18 protein-coding genes and 1 pseudogene are annotated in these 20,315 nt (G+C 69.9%); 8 read left to right on the top strand and 11 right to left on the bottom strand.

What is annotated here, in order from left to right; all coding sequences use genetic code 11:
• Positions 1 to 97 precede the first annotated feature (97 nt).
• Entirely contained in the window at positions 98 to 790 is a 693-nt protein-coding gene (locus ACFPQ9_RS39110) for a type 1 glutamine amidotransferase domain-containing protein (RefSeq protein WP_380864064.1), read from the bottom strand.
• 91 nt (positions 791 to 881) lie between these two features.
• Positions 882 to 1,745, bottom strand: a complete 864-nt coding sequence (locus tag ACFPQ9_RS39105) for an SDR family oxidoreductase (RefSeq protein WP_380864061.1) — start codon at positions 1,743 to 1,745, stop codon at positions 882 to 884.
• 179 nt (positions 1,746 to 1,924) lie between these two features.
• Between ACFPQ9_RS39105 and ACFPQ9_RS39100 the strand changes: the two genes are divergently transcribed.
• Positions 1,925 to 2,818 (top strand): helix-turn-helix transcriptional regulator, encoded by an 894-nt coding sequence (locus tag ACFPQ9_RS39100; RefSeq protein ID WP_380864059.1) that lies wholly within the window; start codon positions 1,925 to 1,927, stop codon positions 2,816 to 2,818.
• 87 nt (positions 2,819 to 2,905) lie between these two features.
• Here ACFPQ9_RS39100 and ACFPQ9_RS39095 read toward each other — a convergent pair whose 3' ends face one another.
• Positions 2,906 to 3,616 (bottom strand): cation efflux transmembrane domain-containing protein, encoded by a 711-nt coding sequence (locus ACFPQ9_RS39095; RefSeq protein ID WP_380864056.1) that lies wholly within the window; start codon positions 3,614 to 3,616, stop codon positions 2,906 to 2,908.
• The gene (locus ACFPQ9_RS39090; protein ID WP_380864053.1) at positions 3,616 to 3,951 is read right to left on the bottom strand and encodes an ArsR/SmtB family transcription factor; all 336 of its coding nucleotides are present in this window, start codon (positions 3,949 to 3,951) and stop codon (positions 3,616 to 3,618) included. Before ACFPQ9_RS39090 ends, ACFPQ9_RS39095 begins: the two co-directional genes overlap by 1 nt.
• Before the next feature lie 104 nt (positions 3,952 to 4,055).
• On the opposite strand from ACFPQ9_RS39090, the gene ACFPQ9_RS39085 reads away from it, so the two are divergent.
• Positions 4,056 to 4,730 (top strand): class I SAM-dependent methyltransferase, encoded by a 675-nt coding sequence (locus ACFPQ9_RS39085; protein WP_380864050.1) that lies wholly within the window; start codon positions 4,056 to 4,058, stop codon positions 4,728 to 4,730.
• A gap of 93 nt (positions 4,731 to 4,823) precedes the next feature.
• Here the strand turns inward: ACFPQ9_RS39085 and ACFPQ9_RS39080 are convergent, their stop codons facing one another.
• The 3 genes from ACFPQ9_RS39080 to ACFPQ9_RS39070 all read right to left on the bottom strand — a co-directional run bounded on the left by ACFPQ9_RS39080 (position 4,824) and on the right by ACFPQ9_RS39070 (position 6,926).
• The gene (locus ACFPQ9_RS39080; RefSeq protein WP_380864047.1) at positions 4,824 to 5,468 is read right to left on the bottom strand and encodes a GAP family protein; all 645 of its coding nucleotides are present in this window, start codon (positions 5,466 to 5,468) and stop codon (positions 4,824 to 4,826) included.
• Positions 5,469 to 5,488: 20 nt separating this feature from the next.
• A complete protein-coding gene (locus tag ACFPQ9_RS39075; protein ID WP_380864044.1) occupies positions 5,489 to 5,749 on the bottom strand; it encodes a hypothetical protein in 261 nt (86 codons plus the stop codon).
• Between the two features lie 232 nt (positions 5,750 to 5,981).
• Positions 5,982 to 6,926, bottom strand: coding sequence for a LysR family transcriptional regulator (locus ACFPQ9_RS39070; protein WP_380864042.1), 945 nt, complete (start codon positions 6,924 to 6,926; stop codon positions 5,982 to 5,984).
• A gap of 107 nt (positions 6,927 to 7,033) precedes the next feature.
• On the opposite strand from ACFPQ9_RS39070, the gene ACFPQ9_RS39065 reads away from it, so the two are divergent.
• Positions 7,034 to 7,951, top strand: coding sequence for an NAD(P)H-binding protein (locus ACFPQ9_RS39065; RefSeq protein ID WP_380864039.1), 918 nt, complete (start codon positions 7,034 to 7,036; stop codon positions 7,949 to 7,951).
• The gene (locus tag ACFPQ9_RS39060) at positions 7,941 to 8,306 is read left to right on the top strand and encodes a darcynin family protein (protein WP_380864036.1); all 366 of its coding nucleotides are present in this window, start codon (positions 7,941 to 7,943) and stop codon (positions 8,304 to 8,306) included. The genes ACFPQ9_RS39065 and ACFPQ9_RS39060 overlap by 11 nt, the downstream gene beginning before the upstream one ends.
• Before the next feature lie 378 nt (positions 8,307 to 8,684).
• Here the strand turns inward: ACFPQ9_RS39060 and ACFPQ9_RS44745 are convergent.
• Positions 8,685 to 8,950 (bottom strand): annotated as a pseudogene (locus ACFPQ9_RS44745) (IS110 family transposase); the annotation flags it as partial.
• 370 nt (positions 8,951 to 9,320) lie between these two features.
• Between ACFPQ9_RS44745 and ACFPQ9_RS39050 the strand changes: the two are divergent.
• From ACFPQ9_RS39050 to ACFPQ9_RS39040, 3 genes are all read left to right on the top strand, one after another.
• Positions 9,321 to 10,730, top strand: coding sequence for a hypothetical protein (locus ACFPQ9_RS39050; RefSeq protein WP_380864034.1), 1,410 nt, complete (start codon positions 9,321 to 9,323; stop codon positions 10,728 to 10,730).
• Entirely contained in the window at positions 10,723 to 11,178 is a 456-nt protein-coding gene (locus ACFPQ9_RS39045) for a cytidine/deoxycytidylate deaminase family protein (protein WP_380864031.1), read from the top strand. Before ACFPQ9_RS39050 ends, ACFPQ9_RS39045 begins: the two co-directional genes overlap by 8 nt.
• A 174-nt stretch (positions 11,179 to 11,352) precedes the next feature.
• On the top strand, positions 11,353 to 11,535 hold the full coding sequence (locus ACFPQ9_RS39040) for a hypothetical protein (RefSeq protein WP_380864029.1): 183 nt from the start codon (positions 11,353 to 11,355) through the stop codon (positions 11,533 to 11,535).
• Positions 11,536 to 11,798: 263 nt separating this feature from the next.
• Here the strand turns inward: ACFPQ9_RS39040 and ACFPQ9_RS39035 are convergent, their stop codons facing one another.
• The gene (locus ACFPQ9_RS39035; RefSeq protein WP_380864026.1) at positions 11,799 to 15,731 is read right to left on the bottom strand and encodes an AAA family ATPase; all 3,933 of its coding nucleotides are present in this window, start codon (positions 15,729 to 15,731) and stop codon (positions 11,799 to 11,801) included.
• A 718-nt stretch (positions 15,732 to 16,449) separates the two neighbouring features.
• Here ACFPQ9_RS39035 and ACFPQ9_RS39030 point away from each other — a divergent pair.
• The gene (locus ACFPQ9_RS39030) at positions 16,450 to 17,199 is read left to right on the top strand and encodes a TetR/AcrR family transcriptional regulator (protein ID WP_380864024.1); all 750 of its coding nucleotides are present in this window, start codon (positions 16,450 to 16,452) and stop codon (positions 17,197 to 17,199) included.
• Positions 17,200 to 17,233: 34 nt separating this feature from the next.
• Here the strand turns inward: ACFPQ9_RS39030 and ACFPQ9_RS39025 are convergent, their stop codons facing one another.
• Positions 17,234 to 18,925, bottom strand: coding sequence for a carboxylesterase/lipase family protein (locus ACFPQ9_RS39025; RefSeq protein ID WP_380864022.1), 1,692 nt, complete (start codon positions 18,923 to 18,925; stop codon positions 17,234 to 17,236).
• Positions 18,922 to 20,169: a choice-of-anchor Q domain-containing protein gene (locus tag ACFPQ9_RS39020; RefSeq protein ID WP_380864019.1), complete on the bottom strand. Its 1,248-nt coding sequence runs from the start codon at positions 20,167 to 20,169 to the stop codon at positions 18,922 to 18,924. Before ACFPQ9_RS39020 ends, ACFPQ9_RS39025 begins: the two co-directional genes overlap by 4 nt.
• Between the last annotated feature and the right edge of the window lie 146 nt (positions 20,170 to 20,315).

The raw sequence follows: 20,315 nt of genomic DNA, 5'->3' as shown, positions 1-20,315 counted from the left end.
GCGGGCGGGGCCCGAGGTCGGTGTCGCTCCCTTTGGTCAGCGGGGACAGAAGGAGCGACACCGGCAGGGACCCGGACGCGTAGCTGCCGTGACGAGGTCAGGCGAGCGCGGCGATCATGTCCTCCGCCATGGGGGCGCTGGAGGCCGGGTTCTGGCCGGTGAACAGGTTGCCGGCGCGCACGTTGAACTGCTGCCAGGCAAGACCGCCGGAGTAGACCGCTCCCAGCTCCCGCAGCCGGGCGCCGAGCAGCCACGGGGCGCCTTCGGCCGTGCCGAACAGCCGTTCCTCCTCGTCGGTGAACGACGTCATCTCACGTCCGGCGAAGATCCAGTGGCCCTGCGAGTCGACGGCGCTGAGCAGGGCGGCCGGGCCGTGACAGACGGCTCCGATGAGCTTCCCGGACGCGTTCGCCTCGATCAGCAGACGGCCGAGGTCAGCGTCCTGGTGGAGGTCGACGACCGGACCGTGGCCCCCGGGGAGGACGACCGCGACGTAGTCGTTGATGTCGACCTCGTCGAGCTTCAGCAGGGGGCCGAACTCCCGCAGTGCCTTCTCGGCGTGCGCCACGTGACGGGCGCAGTCCGCTCCGGCGATCTCCGGGTCGGCGCTGTGCTTGTCGAGCGGTTGGAGCACCCCTCGTGGGGAGGCGAAATCGACGGTGTAGCCGGCTTCGACGAACTTCTCGTGCGGGGCGGCCAGTTCCTCGGCCCAGTAGCCGGTCGGGTACGCCGAGCCGTCGGTGCGCTCCCAGACATCGGCAGCCGACATGACGATCAGGACCTTACTCATGGGGCAGCTCTCCTCTGTGATGTTTCGACTGGTCTCGGGAGACGGCTGGTGGTCTCGGGAGACGGCTGGTGGTCTCGGGAGACGGTGGTTCTCAGGAGTCGGTGGGGAAGTCGGTGGCGGGCGCGGTGTCCGCGGTGGCGTCCAGGTTCGCCAGCAGCGCCTGGACCTTGGCGGTGGCGTAGGCGTGCGAGTCCGAACCGAGCACCTGGCGCAGCGGGCCTTCACCGGCCACGACGCGGTCGATGATCGAGGCGGCGCCCTTGACCGGGTCGCCGAGCTGGGCGCCCTGGAGCTTGAGGTGGTTGTCGACCATCTCGCGGATGCCCGGGTAGTGCACCGTGGTGCCGGCCGGCAGCGCGAGCGAGTCCTGGGCGAGGAAGTCGGTGCGGAAGTAGCCGGGCTCGACGATGGTCACGTCGACACCGAAGTCCGCCACCTCGGCCGCCAGCGCCTCGCTCAGGCCCTCCAGCGCGAACTTGCCCGCGCAGTACAGCGCCCAGCCCGGTACGGCGGTCAGGCCCAGGACCGACGACACGTTCACGACGTGGCCGCCGCGCTGCTCGCGCAGCACCGGCACCGCGGCGCGCAGCACGTTCCACACGCCGACGACCTGGACGTCGAGCATGTCGCGGACCTCGCGGTCGCTGGTCTCCTCCACCGCGGCCAGGAATCCATAGCCCGCGTTGTTCACGACGACGTCCAGTCCGCCGAAGCGCTCGACAGTCTTCTGTACGGCCTGCTTCACCTGCGTCTCGTCACGCAGATCGACGGTGAGCGGGTAAAGACGCGATGTGTCGACGCCGTCACCGAGCGCCGCGAGCAGCCGCTCGGACGATCGTGTCGTCGCCGCGACACGGTCACCGCGCTCCAGCAGCTGCTTGACCAACTCCAGCCCCAGGCCGCGGGAGGTACCCGTCACGAACCAGATCGCGGATCGGTCTTTCGGGAAAGCCATGATCGCCCTTCGCTAGTGCGAGGCCGCCCTGGGCGGTCGCCCCGGGTCGGCATGCATCCAGCGTGGATCGCCACACCCGGCCGTGGAGGCGCATATCGCGCCCTGCGATGCCGCGGACGAGGCAACCTAGGACTCGCAGGGCCAGCCAGGAACACCCGGCGTCAGCGACACTGATGTGTGTGGCGAAGACCAACCGTGAACTGGCTGACTTCCTGAAACGTGCTCGCAGCCAGGGCGACCCGTCGCGAGCGGGGCTCCCTCCGGACGGCCGCGTGCGCCGCGTCCCCGGCCTGCGCCGCGAGGAGGTCGCCTTCCTGGCCGGGGTGTCGACCGACTACTACACCCGTCTCGAACAGGGCAGGCGCATCACACCCTCACCCGCCGTCGTCGAAGCCCTCGGTCACGCCCTCGGACTCGACACCGCGGGACGCGCACACCTACGGGACCTCATCGGAGGGACCACGGCGCAGGCCCGACGCCCCCGCGGTGTCCAGCGTGTCCGCCCCGGCCTGTATCAGCTCCTGGACGCCCTCGACGGCGAGCCCGCCCTCGTCCTGGGACGCCGCACCGACGTCCTTGCCGCGAACCGGATGGCCAAAGCGCTGTTCACCGACTTCGAACAGCTGCCTCCGCGACACCGCAACTACGCACGCTGGATGTTCCTCGACGACGACGCCCGCTCCCTGTTCGTGGACTGGGAGGTCCAGGCGCGGGCCGCCGTCGAAAGCCTGCGATTCGAGGTCGGCCGTGACCCCGACGACCAGGCCACGACCGCCCTGGTCGAAGAATTGCGCCGACACAGCCAGGAATTCGACCAGTGGTGGGAGCAACACCGCGTCCACCAGCGCACTCACGGCTCCAAACGCCTCCGCCACCCCCTCGTCGGCGAACTGACCGTCGAATACGAGACCCTCACCCTGCCCGGAGACCCCGACACCACCCTGTTCATCTACACCACAGACCCCGGATCACCCTCGAAAAGGGCCCTGGATCTCCTCGCGAGCTGGTCTCTCACCGCGTCCGACACCGAACCGGAACGTCAAGCCCGTTCCAGGAACGCCCAAGAACAGTGACCCGCACCGCCTATTTGGCGGCACCGTCGGCGACAACGGCGGTGGCCCGCCTCTGAAGGGCGTCTCAGCTCGGTGACCACCGACTACTCAGCAGCAGTCACAGCCCGGCCGGCAGCCGCATGCGTGGGCGTCGGCGGCGGGCCTGGGTGCCATGGTGGCTGTGGACGGTGCGCAGCAGCCCTTGCCCTGCCAGGCATCGCGGCCTTCCTTGACGGCGATGGCGGCGATCGCGAGGGCGGCGATCGGGTCGGCCCAGGACCAGCCGAGGGTGGCGTTGAGGACCAGCCCGGCCAGGAGCACGGCCGACAGGTACGTGCACAGCAGGGTCTGCTTGGAGTCGGCGACCGCGGATGCGGAGCCGAGTTCGCGCCCGGCATCGCGCTGGGCGGCGGACAGGAACGGCATGACCGCCAGGGACAGGGCGGCGAGCACGATGCCGGGGATGGACCGTTCGGCTTCGCCGGTGCCCGACAGGGCGCGGACGGCGTCGACGGCGACGTAGGCGGCGAGGGCGAAGAACGAGATCGCGATGATCCGCAGGGTGCGCTGCTCGCGTGCCTCCCGTACGGCGTGGTCGGCCGCGGAGAACTGCCAGGCGACCGCGGCGGCGGAGGAGACCTCGATGACGGAGTCCAGTCCGAAGCCGATGAGAGCGGTGGAGGAGGCGAGGGTGCCGGCGGTGATGGCGACGACCGCCTCGACGACGTTGTAGGTGATCGTGGCCGTCACCAGCAGCCGTATGCGCTTGGTGAGGACGTCGCGGCGGGCCGGTGAGGGCCCTAGGGACATCGCGGCCATCAGCAGCACCCCTTGTCGTCGGCTTCGACGCAGGTGCGGTCGGTCTCCACGGCCACCACTGCCGTGCGCAGGTCGTCCAGGGCGTGGCCGAGCCGTTCGTCGGCGAGTTCGTAGCGGGTCCGGCGGCCGTCGGGCACGGTGACGACCAACCCGCAGTCCCGTAGGCACGCGAGGTGGTTGGACAGGCGGGTGCGGGAGACGCCGAGGGCGTCGGCGAGGTCTGCGGGATAGGCCGGTGCCCGGCGCAGGGCGAGCAGGATCCGGCAGCGGATCGGGTCGGCGAGCGCGCGGCCGAAGCGGACCAGCACGTCGATGTCGGAGGCAACGGTCAGCACAGCCATCACGATACATAGAATCCTGAATTCAGGAAACGGTGGACTATGTTCGGGTCGGGCTTTCGGCCTACGCTTCGATCACCGGAAGGGGAGTGCGAGGAGCTGTGACAGACGACGAGCGGGACTTGGCCGATGCCCAGCGGGAGCACTGGCAGGACACCTACGCCGCTCACCCCGGCATGTACGGGGCCGAGCCGTCGGCGCCGGCCGTCCACGCTGCCGCGGTCTTCCGTGCCGCAGGCGCCCGGGACGTGCTCGAACTCGGCGCCGGCCACGGCCGGGACGCGTTGCACTTCGCTCGTGAAGGCTTCTCCGTCCAGGCCGCAGACTTCTCCGTCACGGGCCTGGAGCAGTCGCGCGACGCCGCCCGGCGGATGGGGGTGGCGGAACGGATGACCACCGTGGTGCACGACGTGCGCCACCCCCTGCCGCTGCCGGACGGCTCCATGGACGCGGTCTTCGCGCACATGCTGCTGTGCATGGCCCTGTCCACGAAGGAGATCCACGCGCTGGTCGGCGAGGTGCGCCGCGTGCTGCGGCCCGGCGGTGTCCTCGTCTACACCGTCCGGCACACCGGCGACGCCCACTACGGTGCCGGCACCGCCCGCGGGGACGACATCTTCGAACACGGCGGCTTCGCCGTGCACTTCTTCGACCGCCCCCTGGTCGACGCCCTCGCCGACGGCTGGACACTCCACGAGGTTCACGCCTTCGAGGAGGGTGAACTGCCGCGCCGGCTGTGGCGCGTCACCCAGAGCCTGCCGCGGAGCACGAGGTAGCGGACCCCGCCACAGCAGGACTGGACCGCGACCAGTAGTCGGGTGACCCGCACAGGGCACGCGTATCGGAGTGTGCCACCAGGGCTGTCGGCGTCAGTTGACCAACTCGGCGATGCTCCGAGCCGTCAGCCACAGGCCCAGGATCAGGGAGAGCGCGACGATCAGTTGCTCCTGGTGCTGCTCCAGCCAGGTCCGCAGGGCGTTGAGCCGGGCGTTCGCGACCGCGGGCGCCCAGACCACGTACAGCTCCATGACGATGAGGCTGAGGGTGGCCAGCAGGCAGTAGCCGCTCAGTGCGAGCCAGTCGGAGAGGGTGGAGAGGTCGGCGTCGACGGCGGTCGCGGCGCCGGCGCCGACCAGGGCCCAGGGCTGCACCACCCAAGCCAGGCCGGCCGCCGTGATGGGGGAGACGTCGTCGAGCCGGGCGGTCCAGCGAGGCGGGTTGTGCGGGCGGGGTGGTCGGTGGTGCCGGTATGCGCCGTACAGCACCAGCGTCAGGCCGATGGCGAGTTTCACAACGATCGCGGCGGTCGACGGCGCGCTGTGATGGGCGGGGGGCTGACCGCCGGTCAGCAGCACCACGACAGCGATCACTGCGATCAGGTTGGCCAGCCACGACAACAGGAATGCCAGGCCCAGGCGGACGCCGCGCTGTGAGGAGAGCAGCAGGATGAAGGCGCTGTTGTGCAACGGCCCCAGGGTGATGGCCATACCGATCACAACCAGGTCGAGGACCATGGATCAGCCGCTCCCGGGCGTCACGGCCGTCTGCCGGCTGCGCACGGGCAGACCGGTCGGCCGGCGAAGCGGTGCTGCTGCGGTGCCGTATCGCGCCGCTGCGGCCGGCGACCCGCCCGGCCGGTGCCATGCTCGTGCACCCAGAGGCTGCCGTCGAGCACGGGGCGCATTGGACGCTCCTCCGGAGAGAAGATCCCGGATTCCATCAGGAAGGCAGCACCGGGCAGCCGCACCGTCTCCCAGGCCGGCGCCGCGGATGCGCACCGGGTGTTCGTTGTCATGACAACGACGGTGCCCCAACGCAACAGGCCTGCTCCGGCGACACGCCAAGGTGACGTCGGACTCGTCGTCGCCGACACCCCGGCCCACTCGGATGCGGCAGGATGCGCCGAGGGGTCACCGGTCGCTGAACTCTGGTCACGTCAGGCGGCTGCCGACCGCTCCGGCCCGTGGCCTCGTTCGGGTTCGCGGCTGTGTCCGAGGGGTCGGAAGTGGGCGTACCCGAGTCGTGGGTTATTCCCCCGGGGCCGGACACAGCACCCGGCGCACGGCGCCGCGCAGCCACTGGTGGGCGCCGTCGGCGCTGTGGCGTGGGTGCCAGGCCATGCCGATCGTCAGTGGTGGCAGCGGCAGCGGGATGTCCAGCAGGTGCAGTCCCAGCGTGAGCGCCGCGTCGCTGAGTGGTGAAGGGGGCTCGCCCGGCAGGGACGTCGGCACCAGACAGACCACGTCGCCGGCCGCGGCCAGCGCCATCGCCGCGAGATGCCCGGGCAGTACGGCGCTGACCCGTCGGCTCAGCGCTTGCTCGGCCAGGGCCGCGTCCAACGGGCCGGTGAAGCGTCCCCGGCGGCTGACCACCACGTGCTCGGCCGCGGCCAACCGCGCGGCGGTCAGGGTTCCTTCGGCGAGCGGATGCCCGGCTCTGACAGCGGCGGCCATCCGCAGCGTGACCAGCTCCTCGACCCGGGTCTCCGGGTCGACGTGGTCGATGGACCCGATTTCCAGATCGATCCGGCCCTCACGCAGCGCGGGACCGGCCTCCCACTCCTCGGCCAGCATCCGCAACGAGACGCCCGGCGCCCGGCGCCGGGCCAGTCCGAGGAGACCCGGCGCCAGCGCCGCGCCGACCAAGTCCGAGGCCTGGACGGTGAAGGTGCGGCGCAGTGCGGCGGGGTCGATCCCGCCGCTCGGGGTGAGCAGCGCCTCCAACCGCCGCACCACCGAGGCGGCCTCGTCCCGCAGCGCCTCGGCGCGGGGCGTGGGCACCATCGCCTGCCCGGCCCGCACCAGCAGCGGATCGTGAAGCACCCGGCGCAGCCGGGACAGGGTGCGGCTCATGGCCGCGGGGGAGGTGTGCAGCCGCGCGGCGGCACGAGTGACGCTCTGCTCGGTCAGCAGGGCGTCGAGGGCGACGGCGAGATTTGCGTCGAGGTTCGGGATTGGGCTGCTCACCGGCATTATTCCATTCCAGGCAATGATTGGTTGCTCAAGTTCCCATTGTGGCAACGCGGTTCGGATTCGCACGATGAACGGGCTGTACCGAACCGACACACCGCGAGGTATTCATGATCGTCATTACCGCGCCCACCGGGAACATCGGCAGACGGCTGCTGTCGCTGCTGGTCGAGGCCGCGCCCGCACACGGAGAGGAGCTGCGCGTCGTGGTCCGCGATCCTGCCCGGCTACCTGACGCCGTGCGCGGACGGGCCGAGGTGGTCACGGGCTCGCACGGCGACGCCGCGACCGTCGAGCGCGCCTTCACCGGGGCCGACGCAGTCTTCTGGCTGGTGCCGCCGGACGGTTCCACCACGCCCGACGAGGCCTACAGCGGCTTCACCCGCCCGGCCGCGCGAGCGTTCGCCGCCCACGGCGTCGGCCATGTGGTCGGCGTCTCGGCGCTCGGCCGCGGCACGCCGCAGGCCGCCCATGCCGGGCTGGTCACCGCGTCGCTGGCCATGGACGACCTGATCGCCGACTCCGGCGTCGCCTACCGAGCCCTGGCCAACCCCTCCTTCTTCGAGAACCTGTTGGAGGAGGCGGACTCGATCCGCGACCACGGCGTCTTCACCGACACCGCTGCCGCGGACCGTCCGGCCCCGCTGGTGGCCGTCGCCGACATCGCCGCGACGGCGGCCGGGCTGCTGCTGGACCGCTCCTGGACCGGAGTCGGCAGTGTTCCGGTACTCGGCCCGCAAGATCTCTCGCCCAACGACCTGGCCCGCATCATGACCGAGGAACTGGGCCGTCCCGTCCGCTACCGCCGCCAGTCGCTCGACGACCTGCGCTCCGCCATGCTCCGCCACGGCCTCAACGAGGCGTTCGTCGAGGGCATGGTCCACATGAAGCGTGCCAAGGACCAGGGCCTGGACGCGGGCGTTCACCGCGCACCCCAGGCCGGCCCAGCCACCGAATTCGCGCAGTGGTGCGCGCAGACCCTCAAGCCCGTCGTCCTCGCCACACCGGAGGCAATCGATGCCCACTGACCGAACCGAAGCACCGGTTACCGCGTTCATACTGGTCAAGACCACGCCCGAATGGCTGGCGATGACCGTGGAGGAACGAATCCACGCCTTCAGCACCCAAGTCGTCCCGGTGATCGAGGCGCGCACCCGCGGCGTCCGCTCCCGCTTCTACGACACGGAGTTCTACTCGGCCCGGGTCACCGACATCTGGGTCTGGGAGGCGGACGACCATGACGCCTACCGGCTACTGATCGACGCGCTGCGCGAAACCCCCTTCTGGGACCGCTACTTCATCGTCGTGGACCTGCTCGTGGGAATTGAGAACGGCTACGCCCGCACCTACGACGTGGAGCCCGTAGCCACTCTCGCCACCTGACACCCCTGCCGGACCGGCCGGTGCCACCGCCCTGCGGAAGCACCGGCCGGCGGTTGAGGTGAGCAGACGCGCGTGCCTGAGTACAGGCCGGCAGGTCCTGGAGCTGGATTGGGTTGATGAATACGCCCTACGGATCCTGATGGCCCCGCCCGACCATTGGCAGGACGAACAGGCCTGGGTGGAAGGGTACGTCGCGGTAGTGCACCGAGGTGACTGGGCTGCGGTCCCCGCCCGGTCACTCACCGGCCGCGATCTGGCCGGCCCGAGAGTGCTGGCACCACGTCCCGACGGCCGTGAGACAGCCCGCCAGGTGCTTGCTGAAGTCAGCGCTGGCCGGAGAGTTCCGAGCGCCGATCACTCAGCGGATCTGTGATCGCATCAGGCCGTTTCGGCGAACTCGACAGGGAACGCGGTGTGCTCGTCGAGCAGCTTGCCGTGCTGAAGGCAGTGGTAGTGCTGTCCGATCACGCGGTCGAAGAGGTTGCGCTGGACAGCTGCGTGCCAGTGCCAGTGCCCGTGCCGCAGCCGGTAGACAACTACTTGCTGGAAGCCCTGGTGACGTGCGAAGACCCCGCGTATGCCTTCAGGCCGCCGGCGTCTGCGAAGCGGGTGCGGTCGTCGCCGATCTCAGCCAGGATCCTGGCGGCGCTCGAACTCGTCGTGCGGATGCAGCCTCACGCAGACCTGGAAGCACGACGGCTGTGCTGCATGGCCGACCAGGGCGAAGGGGACCCCAACTCGCTCACCACACAGCTGCCTTGAGCTCGGGGACTCACGGGCGGCTACACGGCCCGAACAGTATGATCACAGGCCACGAGTCGATTCCCCGGGAGGGCTGGACGAGTGAGCAGCCGTCACCTTGTACGTCGGCACCGCACTGCTCCAGGACGGCGTGGCCCACTATTACCTGGTCAGCGCGGCGTGTCCATTGGTCCCACCAGGCGGCTTCCCGCCGGATCGGATCCGCGCGGGGGGCCGGAGCGGTATTCGGTGTCGTTCATCCAAGCTCGGCCCATGTACGGCTGGGCGCACACCGATGAGAGCCTGGTCCGTATGGTGCGGGCGGGATACACCGAAGTCCCCCTGGACGATTTCTTCGACGTTGAGGTGGAACGACGCGGCCACATTCGCCGTATGGCACTGGAAGGGCTGTCCCTGAGGTCGGAAGGGCTGCCCGGTGGTGAATGCGAGGCCGAGGCTTCCGTCCATGTGACGGTCTGGTCCATCGGCTTCGCCGTGTGGCGGGTAACCATGTGCGGCGACGACGTCCGCCTGCCCAGCCATGCCGCTCGTGAATGGATCGCCGGGTTGCACGCTCTTGAGCACGAACTGCCGGACGGCCCGGTGGCCGAGTGGCGACTCCGTCTGGACGACCGGGAACACGTGGTACGGGGCAATGTGCGTCGGCTCTTCGACTATCTGGGCTTCGCCGCCCACGAGTTCATGCTTGACCGCCCGATCGATCCGGACCTCCTGCACAGGTGGTCGTACACCGGCGCAGCCGCCCGTCAGAGGGCGAGCGAGCTCGTCGACTCCGGTGAGAACGCCTACATCCATCCCGCGACTTTCGGAACCCACATGGAGTTGCTCTGGACGGATGCCCGGCGGGTGGGCCCTGATCCGTCCCGGTGGGCTCCGGGTCTGATGGGGTTCGCCGAGGACAGTGAGCTCGAGTCGTACACCATGGATGAAAGCCACGGGCGTTATTGGTGGTTCATGCGTGAGTTCCAAAGCCTCTCGGTCTCCGTCGTTCAGGATGACGAGATGCGGCCGCGCAACGGTGTCTATGAGCAGTTTCGTGTCCAGTTGATCGAGTATCTGGCTTTACGCCGCGGAGTGCTGCGTTCGATCCAGCGGGAGACGTTGCGAGTCGCGGCCGAGCGGGCGCCGCTGGCTCGAAGCCGGGTCTCCGAGTGGCTGTGGCTGATGTCGGTGGCCATGGACGAATACGTACTCGCCGGATGGCAGGCGGCACGCTTCGAGCGTATGAAGGTGTGCTTCCAGCAGGCAGCGTCACTACGGGACATGACGACGCTCGAATCCCAGGTTCGATTGAACATCGAGGCCTTTCAGGGACGGCTCGACGCGGAGAGCGACCGCGCCGGCGTCGCCGCCGCCGTACTGTTCGGCATCGTCGCGGCTACGGCTCTGGTGCCCGGCGGCCAGGTCGCCGCCCGCAGCGTGCTGGGACTCGACGGCACCTTCGAGGACTTCCCGTTCAGCCACCCCCTCGCCTACCTCGCCCTCACCGCCGGGCTGCTGGCTGTAATGGCACTGGTGGGATGGGGGCTGCTACGGCGAGTTCGCTGGCTTCGTCCGCCGCGTCCCGACAGGGGCCAGGGTCGCCTGCGTCGTACGAGGACCCTGTTGACGCGTGCCCCGGCAGGACGGTCCTTGAATTCGGGGAGGCGGGATCGTGGCTGACGCATGGCAGCTGCCGAGTGTGCCTGCCGATGAACTCGACCGCGAGCTGATGGAGGAAGCCACCGCCTTGCTGCTGAGCCGGCGCAGGGAGGGATTCCACTCGGTCGCCGCGGTGGCCCTCTCCTCGTCCGGACGGCGGTACGCGAGTCTCGACCTGCGGTCCCGCAAGAACGCCGTATGCGCCGAGCCGGGGGCGATTGCTGCGGCGCACTCGGTGGGAGACTACGACATCCACCGTATCGCCGCGGTCGTCCTCGTCGGCCCGGACGGCCGTACCGGCCTGATCTCGCCCTGCGGCAGTTGCCGAGAGCTGATCAACTATCAGAATCCCGACTGCGACGTTCTCTTCGATGTCGGGGGACGGATGGCCCGAATCAAGGCAAGGGACCTTTTCCCCTTCGGGGGCATCGCGGGCCAGCCGGAAATCTCCGGCCCGCCGAGAGCCTGATCAGCCATCTTCACGCGTCGGCAAGCGGCCTCCACGATTGCCGAGCGTGTTGATCGCCTCGGCGGGCCGTCGGATTCGTGAAGGGCCAGCTATCCAGCTCCGCCTGACGCGCGGACAGGTGGGCCCCAGGAACAGGCCAAGTCGGCCCTCGTCGGATGCCGCGAGCCTGGGCGCATGGCCCGCAGCGCGCGGCGCCGCGCCCACCAGGACAGCCTCGGCGCGGTTGCCGCGCGGACGGCCTGCCCGAACTCCGCCAGGGCCGCAATCCAGGCGCGCGATGTCCTCCACCACCCCACAGGCGCCCAGCAACTGCTCGCATGCACCCGCAAGGCACCGATGTCCTCCTGCTGGTCCTGACGGTTGCGGAGTAGGCGTGAATGCGTTCCAGCCGGGCGATGCTCTGCTGAGGCACCGTCATCACCACAACAGCAATGAAGGGGGCCGAGTTGACGGCCCGCGCCCATCCCGAGCTGAACCTGACCGGCCCAAGCAGGGCTATGCCCACTCCCTCCTCTACACCGAGTCAGATGTGGGACCGCATTCGGAATGTCCCGTCGGAGATGCACTGATGCTGGGATACCACCTGGGAAAGGCGATTTGGGACGTCGATTCCAACGCCGTCAGTGTGGGTGTCCCGCCTGCAGGGATCGGCGAAATACCGCGACATCCTTGCCCATCGCCACGACGAGATCTCCCGCGCCGGTGAACGCAACGGCATGCGGGCTGGGCACCGGCAGAAGCCCTGTGGGTTCGCCGGTGCGCAGATTCCAAACCCGCACTGTGTCATCGAAGCCGGCCGTGGCGGCGACGGATTTGCCGTCAAGCACCGTGCACGCTACCGCCTGCACACTGCCGTGCCCGGTCAGCGGCTGGCCAACCGCAGCGCCGGAAGCCAGATCCCACACCCGCACTGTGCCGTCGTGGTGGCCGGTCACGGCGATGGGGATGCCCTCCAGCTCCGTGCAGGCGACGGCGGACATCCCGCTGTCGCATTCGGTCAGGGGCCGGCCGACCGGAGGGCGGGACGCCAGATCCCACACCCACAGCGTGCGGTCGTAGTGGGCGGTGACAGCGAGAGGGGTGCCATCCACTTGTGTGCACGCGATGGCGGAGACCCTACTGTGGTTGCCGGTCAGCGGCTCGCCGACCGGAGCACCGGTCGCCAGATCCCAGATCCGCACCGTGTCGACGGTGTGCAAGTCGTCGTCACGGTCCGCGGGATGGCTGACGGTGACGGCAAGGGGCGTGCCCTCCAGATCCGCGCAGGCGACAGCGGACACTATGTTCTCGTCGCTGTTCAGCGGTCGCCCGACCAGCGGGCTGGACGCCAGGTCCCAAACCTTCGCCGGGTCGGCACCACCCGTCACAGCGATGGGGGTGCCGTCCAGCACCGCGCAAGCCAGCGCGGACGCATCACGGTCGCGACCGGTCAAGTGCTCGCCGACTGGAGCGCCGGACGCCAGATCCCAGACCCGCATGGTGTCGCCGCCGCCGGTGACAGCAACGGGGACGCCACTCAACTTCGCACACTCAACCGCCCACACCGACTTCGAGTGACCTGTCGACGGTCGGCCGACCGGAGCACCTGGCCCCAGATCCCACACCCGAACTGATTTGTCGATGCCGCCAGTCACAGCGATGGGGGTGCCATCCAGTTCGGTGAGGGCCAGATCGAAAACCCCACCGGAGTGGCCGGTCAGGGGCTGGCCGATCGGAGCGCCGGAGACCAAGTCCCACAGCCGAACCGTGTGGTCGCCACCGCCAGTGACGGCGACAGGGGTTCCGTCCAGTACGGTGCAAGCCGCAGCGGACACCCCGCTGCCGTGGTGGGCCAGCAGCCGACCGACCGGAGCATCGGAAGCAAGATTCCAGGCCCTCACCGTTCCGTCGAGGCGGCTCGCGGTGACGACGGTCGGGGCGCCGTCCAGCACCGTACACGCCACCGCCGACACCCCGTCCCTGTCACTGTCCAAGTGACGCCCGACCAGGTTGCTGGACGTCAGGTCCCATGCGTAAACCCTTCCGAAATCGTCGCCGGTGACCGCGATGGGGGTACCGTCCAGCAGCATGCACGCCACCGCTCCCACCGACTTGGTACAGCGGGGCAGCGGTCGACCAAACGGAGCACCAGAGGCCAGGTCCCACACCCGAACCGTGTCGCCATCACTGCCGGTAACCGCTACATGTGCACCGTCCACCATCGTGCATGCCACCGCCCGCACCCTGCCGGTGTGGCCGGTCAGGGGTCGGCCGATCGGAGCGCCGGAGGCCAGGTCCCACACCCGAACCGTGTGGTCGTCGCCGCCGGTGACGGCGACGGGGGTACCGTCCAGCACGGTGCATGTCACCGCCCACACTCTGCCGGTGTGGCCGGTCAGGGGTCGGCCGATGGGAGCGCCGGAGGTCAGGTCCCACATCCGGACCGTGTGGTCGTCGCCGCCGGTGACGGCGACGGGGGTACCGTCCAGCACGGTGCATGAGACCGCCAGAACTGGCCCGGTGTGGCCGCTCAGGGTATCGCGGAGCGCGGGCGAGAAGCCGCTTCCGGTTGCCCATTGCGGTGTCCAGCAGCCCTCAGGGATGCTGCTGACCAGCCGGTTCTGCAGGGACGTGGCGCCGACGCGTGCGGCGTCGAGGGCGAGGACCTGACGGCGTACGCCCCTGCTGGCCGTTGCGTGGATGCGGAGGGAGGTGCGGTACACAGCCGCGGCCATTCGCGCAGATTCGGTGCCGGCATGAGACAAATGCGGGGTCAGGCCGCGAGGGTTGGCATGGACGAGGTAGTCCGTATCCCTGAGGACGTCGTCCAACTGACCGGCCACGGTGGCGTGGGCGGCCAGGTAGCGAAGCGTGTAGGAGTCGGCGCAGGACCAGTCACGAGAGGGCACGAGGTCGGGCAGCACGGTGGGGCAGGCTGAGGGCACGGCTTGCAGGTCGATGGCTGCGAGGGAGCTCGTTGCCGTCACAGGCACGAGGCGCTTCAGGGCGTCAGTGATCCGAGCATGAGCCGCCGCCTGGTTGCTCCGTAAGCCGCGTAGGTATTCCCCCAGAGCTTCGTGGAAGGGGCGGAAGACTGGCCCGGTTTCGGTGGATGTGGTGTAGATGTACGCGCCGGCGTGTTCCCGACGGACCCAATCGATGTCCTCATGTGCGCACGGCTTCCCGGACAGCGCCTCGGCCAGGGGCGCCCACAGGGGTTCGGGCAGCCCCGGGCCTTGGGCATAGGCGAGAGGAGTGAGGACACGTCGTACACGCTGTTCGTCCTCCCCGAAGCGCCGCAGGTAAGCGGCGAAGGCTTGGCCGACGTCTGAAGGCAACTCGTTCTGCCAGCCGAACTGCTCAGGGTCAATGGTGATCTGGCCTTCGACCAGGTACCGGGCGGTCATCCTCGCCACAAGGAAGCAGCGGTCGGCCCGGGCGGCGATCCCCCTGGAGATGGTGCGGGCAAGCCTGGGCTGGTCGCGATAGGGCGAGCGGCTGTAAGGGTCGGCACGATCGAGAAGGAGGCGTTCGGCGTAATCGGCGATGTCCTCGTGGTCTGCCCATTGCTCCTCGTCCAGATCGAGCACGACCACAGCAGGCCCCAGGGCATCGACGAGGGGACGACGGGTGCCGACGATGAGGCGCACGCTGCGCATCGCTGACAATGGTTGGAGGAGTTCGCGGGCGATGCGGACGGCGTCCCGGCCGTCACCAACGGGACCCGCCTCATCAAGGGCATCGACGAGGATCGTGACCGGATCGGCGAGTTCGCTCAAGTGTTGGAGGAGGAACTCCGGGCTGGTCTCGCGCCGGCCGACCAACGCTTCGGCCAAGTCGCCGGTGACCGCCTCCAAGTTGGTGTGGTGCGCGTCCATGGCCACCGTGACAGACCCGGGCGGTGGGACTGTGGTGGGGTCCGCCGACGTACGAACTGTGGCGGTGCCCGGGTCCGCGAGCGTGAGCAGCCGCCCCAGCAGAGCGGACTTGCCCGTGCCGGGGGCGCCGGTGACCACCCTGGCCTTGCGGTCATGTTCCTGCCTCAGCCAGGAGGCAAGAGCCGTGAGGGCATCGCGGCGGCCGACGAAATAGTCACCGTGCTCACCGGCGTGGCGTACCCCACGTCCGGCCACAGCCAGGCGTTCCCGCGATGCGCGGTGCCGTTCCACCTGGTCTCGTTCCGTGGGCGCCGGACCGCTCCGCTGCCGCGCCACAGCGCGTCGCTCGGTCAGCGCTGTCCTCGGCCGCCCGCCGCGGTTCTGCCTGCTCTCGGTCTGGGCCTTCAGCAGGAGGGACTCCATCTGGCGAGTCATCAATTGCCTGCGGCCGGGGGAAGTCTCGGGTGCACGGGTGACCAGGCGGCGGATCAGAGCGCGGGCGTACTTGGTCTTCTCTCCGGAGGGGGAGCTCTTGCCGTTGAACCAGTCACTCAGACTCTGGGAACTGATTGTCTGGACGCCGAACTCGTGGTCGTCAAGCCTCAGCAGCGCGCTGTACGGGGGCTTGCCAGCCGCCTCCCACAGTTCCTGTAGGGCAGCCATGAACTCCTGTAAGGCCGAACGGGCGCCGGTCAACCTCCCCCTCCTCCAACGTCCGGGGAACCGGGGCCGGAAACCCCCCGGTGGACTCGTCCACGCGTACTGACCAGGCTACTTGGCATGATCTCGTCTGGGAGGAGCTCGCCGGAAACTCGCCGGATGGCGGAGAAAGTGTGCCACCACCACTCGGCGGAGACGAGCGCCGGGGACCGCCCCAGGAGGTATACGAAGCCATGTCCGCGCTCCCCACGCTGCTCGACACTGGTGCTGCAGCTGTCAGCGTCCTCTACGCCGCGAGCGTGGCCGTCGTCGCAGCAGCCTCAGTCTTCTCCCGCAGTTCGGAACGGCGCCGGGATGCGCGCCAGACGCTCGCGATCCTTCTGCGCCGCCGTGTCCGCTGATTCACAGACGCGTCGGGCTGCTCCGGCGACACGCCCAGGCAAAGTTCACGTCGCTGCCGACAACACGACCCGGTCCGGGGCGGGGGGATGCTGCGGAGCTGTCACGTCGGCGAGACACGAAAATCCCCCTCCTACCCGTACCGGCTGACGTCGTAGTCATTATCTCGGCCCCTGCAACCCTTGCCCCCAACAAGCCGCAGTCGCCGGCATTTGAGCCGCCCGTGGCCCTCCCTCCAGGTCCTCGCAGGCGCCGGTCTGACGCCGGGCCAGCAGGGCACGATGGGCATGCAGAGCGTCGAAGCGGCGCAAAGTTCGCGGCACCGCGCGCCTGTTCCTCCTCTAGAGTCGGCCCTATGACGGAGGTACCCGCCCTGGACCGCGGTGCGCGGTCCCGTGACGCGATACTCGACACCGGCGGTGAGCTGATGTCGCGCCACGGCTACGCCGCCACGTCCATCTCGATGATCTCCGCCGCGTCCGGTCTGCCGACCAGTTCCATCTACTGGCACTTTCGCAGCAAGGACGGGATCTACGTCGCGGTACTGGAGCGCGCCAGGACCGCGCTGCTGGCGGCCCTGCCCCCGAGCGAAGTGCCGGGCGCCGACGTCGGGCAGCGTCTGGACACCTTTCTCACGGAGGTCGAGGACGCGTTCCAGCGCCACCCGCGAGGTGTGAGGCTGCTGTTGGGGCTGGGCATGGTGCAGCAGGATGCCAGTGCGGCGGCCGCGGCCGAGGTGCGCCAGTACCGCGACGCGCTGCTTGCCTGGGCCCGGGATTCGGTGAGTTCCGTGTTCGGACTGCGAGACCGGCCCGAGGTGGCGGACGAGTTGGCGCGCTTCACGCTGAGGGTGGCGAGTGGAACCGCCGTGGCCCGCTGGTTCGAGCCGGATACCGTCCTGGATACCGGAGCGCTGAGGGTGGCGCTGGTGGCTCTGGCGGCCCACCACGGCGTCCCGGTCGGGGACGCACCGGTTGGGGACGCCCCCGACCGGGCGACCGCGGTACGGGATGCCGCAGTCGAGGGCGCCCCTGGCGAGGACGCCGCCGTCGGGGACGCCCCTGGCGAGGGCGCCCCGTCCCGTCATGTCACGACAGGGGAATGACGATCCGGTAGTTGCCGGAGCCGAGTGCCCGACGTCATCGCGCGGCTGCTCCCGGGATCGGCGCGGGCTGCCAGAAGGCGCAGTGGTGGTCGGCTGCGAATCCGGTCGTGGGTTCGACCCGGTCGGGTGCCAGGACCTGGATACGGTCCCCGGTGGCGGTGTAGCGCGGCCAGGGCGGAGTCCCGGGTGCGTTGGGGTTGCCGGTGGCCGCGAAGCGGGCCCAGTAGGCGGTCATCGTGGCGGACAGCCGCCGCTGGGCGGGAGTCAGGGGTGCCAGTGCGTCCGTGGGGAAGAGATAGGCCAGTTCGGAGGCGTGGAAGGCGCCCTGGGGCGTGTGCGGTGCCGGGATGAACGGTGGTGCCTGGGCGTCGTGGAACTCGTAGGCGTAGACGGGCGCCCGGGTGCCGTACAGACGGCTGTCGGCCCGCGCCGGGCAGGCGAACCTCTGGTCGGTGCCAACGGCGGAGTAGGCCAGGTTGGGGGACGGATACGCCGAGGCGGGGTACGTGTTCAGGACCGCGGCCGCTCGGGCGCCGTGGTGAAGCCTGATGAGGGCGGCGTACGAGTCAGGGGTCAGTGGGCCGCCGCCGAGCAGATCCACGTACAGCGCGGTGAAGTAGCGGTATTCGTCATGGGTGTTGCCGCTCAGCGTCGGGACCGCGTTCACTCGTCCCTCGGCCCAGGCCGTCTGCGGAGTGCGGGGGAGGACACGGGGACCGGTGTTCGGTGCCCACAGGGCAGCGGCGGCACCGGTTCCGGTGGCGCGGATGAGTTCGGTCGTGGGCACCGAGCGTAGGCAGCCCGCCGCGTTCAGCGGGTCGGTGCAGCCGACCGAGGCCGCGAAGACGCCTCCCTTCCGCTCGGCCGCGGCGAGTGTGAGGGGCGTCAGACCGCCGTCGGCGGCGCAGGCTCCGCTCTGCTGGATCGCCCGGTGGAAGAGGCCTTTCGCGGTCGGCGAGGCGATGTGGAGACAGGTGTCCGCCGATCCGGCGGACTGGCCGGCGAGCGTCACCCGGTTCCGGTCACCGCCGAAGGCGTCGATGTTGCGCCGCACCCAGCGCAGCGCGGCCTGCTGGTCCATCAGGCCGTAGTCGCCGGAGGCGCGGTCGGCGCTCTCGGCCGACAGGGCGGGGTGCGCCAGGAACCCCAGTGCTCCGAGGCGGTAGTTGACGGTCACCACGACCACGCCGTGTGCGGCCAGGGCGACGCCGTCGTAGTCGCTTCCGGCGCCGTAGGCGTTGGCGCCGCCGTGCAGCCACACCAGTACCGGCAGAGGCCGGCCGTGGGTGCGGGCGGGTGTACGGACATTGAGGTACAGGCAGTCCTCCACCGTGCTGCCGGTGAGGTTGGACTCGCCGGGCAGGACGGGGCCGCCGTCGGGGAGCAGCGTCAGCGGTAACTGGGGGCAGGGGTGGGCCGGTGCGGTGGCGTCCCGTGTGCCGGACCACCGGGCCGCGGGGCGCGGTGGACGCCAGCGCAGCTCACCGGTCGGCGGGGCCGCGAACGGGATCCCTTGAAAGGCCCGGCCGCCGTCGCGGACGGCCGTGCCCCGCACCCAGCCCCGGTCGGTGTGCACGACCAGGGATTCGGGGCCGGAGTGGGAGTGAGCGGTGGGCAGGGGCCCGGTCAGGGAGAGGAGCAGGGCCGCGAAGACAGCGGTGACACGGGCCGGAGTGGGGCGCAGACGCAGGGCTCCCAGCCATCTCCGCGACGCGGCCGGGGTCATGACGTGTGCTCGTAGGCGCCGATGTCGCAGGCGCCGGCCTGGGGGCGCGGGATGCCGCGCTGATCGGTGGCCGGGCAGCCGTCGGCCGCGTCCAGAGCGGGGCTGCCGGGCAGCAGGGCGACGGTGTCGGTGGGGCCGCCGTTGTCCGCGAGAGGTCCGATCAGCGGGGCACGGCTGGGCAGATCGCCGGCCGCGGTCAGGCGGCAACTGCCGCTGCCGTCCAGGTTGTTGCCCAGCGACGCGATGGTGGCGAAGGCCCTCTTGCAGTCGGCCGGCGCGCCGTCGACGGTGTTGCCCGCGATGATGGAGTTGCGCAGTGTCATACGCCCCAGGGGCAGGTCGATGACGTCGGGGATCGGTGAGGGCAGGCTGTCGAGGTAGGCCGGGGCGATGTTGATCCCCCCGCCGCCATCGCTCGAACGGTTTCCGGTGATGGTCGAGTTGAGGATCTGCACGGGCCCCCTCCCGCGGATGTCGATGCCCCCGCCGTAGCCGGCGAGGCTGCCGGGGCGGTCGCCGGGGTTCGTCACCCGGTTGTCCGCGATCGTGGAGTTGGTCACGGTGCCGGTGTCGTCGAACCGGATGCCTCCGGCCTCTCCCGCGCTGTTCCCGCTGACGGTGCTGTCGATCAGATCGAGGTGGGAGTCCGGGACGTTGAAGATGCCCCCGCCGTAGCCGGCGGAGTTCCCGGTCACGGTGACCCGGCGCAGCGTCATGTGATGTCCGTTGGCGATCGCGCCACCGCCCGTGTCGGTGATGGGCAGTTCGCGTTGCCTTGTCACGCCTCCGGTGATCGTCAGATCGGAGAGCCGACTGTCCGCCTGCATGCGGAAGGCCCGGTCCAGGTGGTTGGCGTCGATGACGGTGGTCCGTGCGCCCGCGCCCTTGATCGTGGTCGGGGCGGCGACGTTGAGGTCGCCCGTGGTGGGGTCGGGGTGGTCGCCGATGATCAGCCTCGGGTCGGGCGGGATCGTCAGCCGGTAGTGGCCGGGAGGCAGCGTGATCGTACTGTCCGGCCGGGCGTTGGCGGCCATCACCGCGGCACGCAGGCTGCACGTGCCCGAGGCGGTGAGACACCGGCCGTCCGCCGCGTCGGCGTCGACCGCGTCGGACGTGGTGTCCACGGTGAACTCGGCCGGGCCGACGGACGGGGGAGCGGCGGCGAGGGCGACGGGATGCGCCGCAGTGGCAAGGAGGACGGCGGCAGTTGCGGCCATGACGGCTGTGACGGCTGTGGATTTCATGGGGTGAACCCCTCTCGGCGAGCGTTCCGGGCGTGCCAGGACTCGGCGACTGCGAGGACTTCGTGCTGGTGAGCGATGCGCGGCTCGTACGGGAAAACGGCGCAGGCGCGGGCCGGGGGAGTGCCTCCCGGCACCATTCGCCTTCT

Source organism: Streptomyces coerulescens (assembly GCF_042657965.1).
Classification (GTDB): domain Bacteria; phylum Actinomycetota; class Actinomycetes; order Streptomycetales; family Streptomycetaceae; genus Streptomyces; species Streptomyces coerulescens.
Note: the sequence above shows the minus strand (reverse complement) of the source record. Positions and strands in the feature narration are given on the sequence as shown.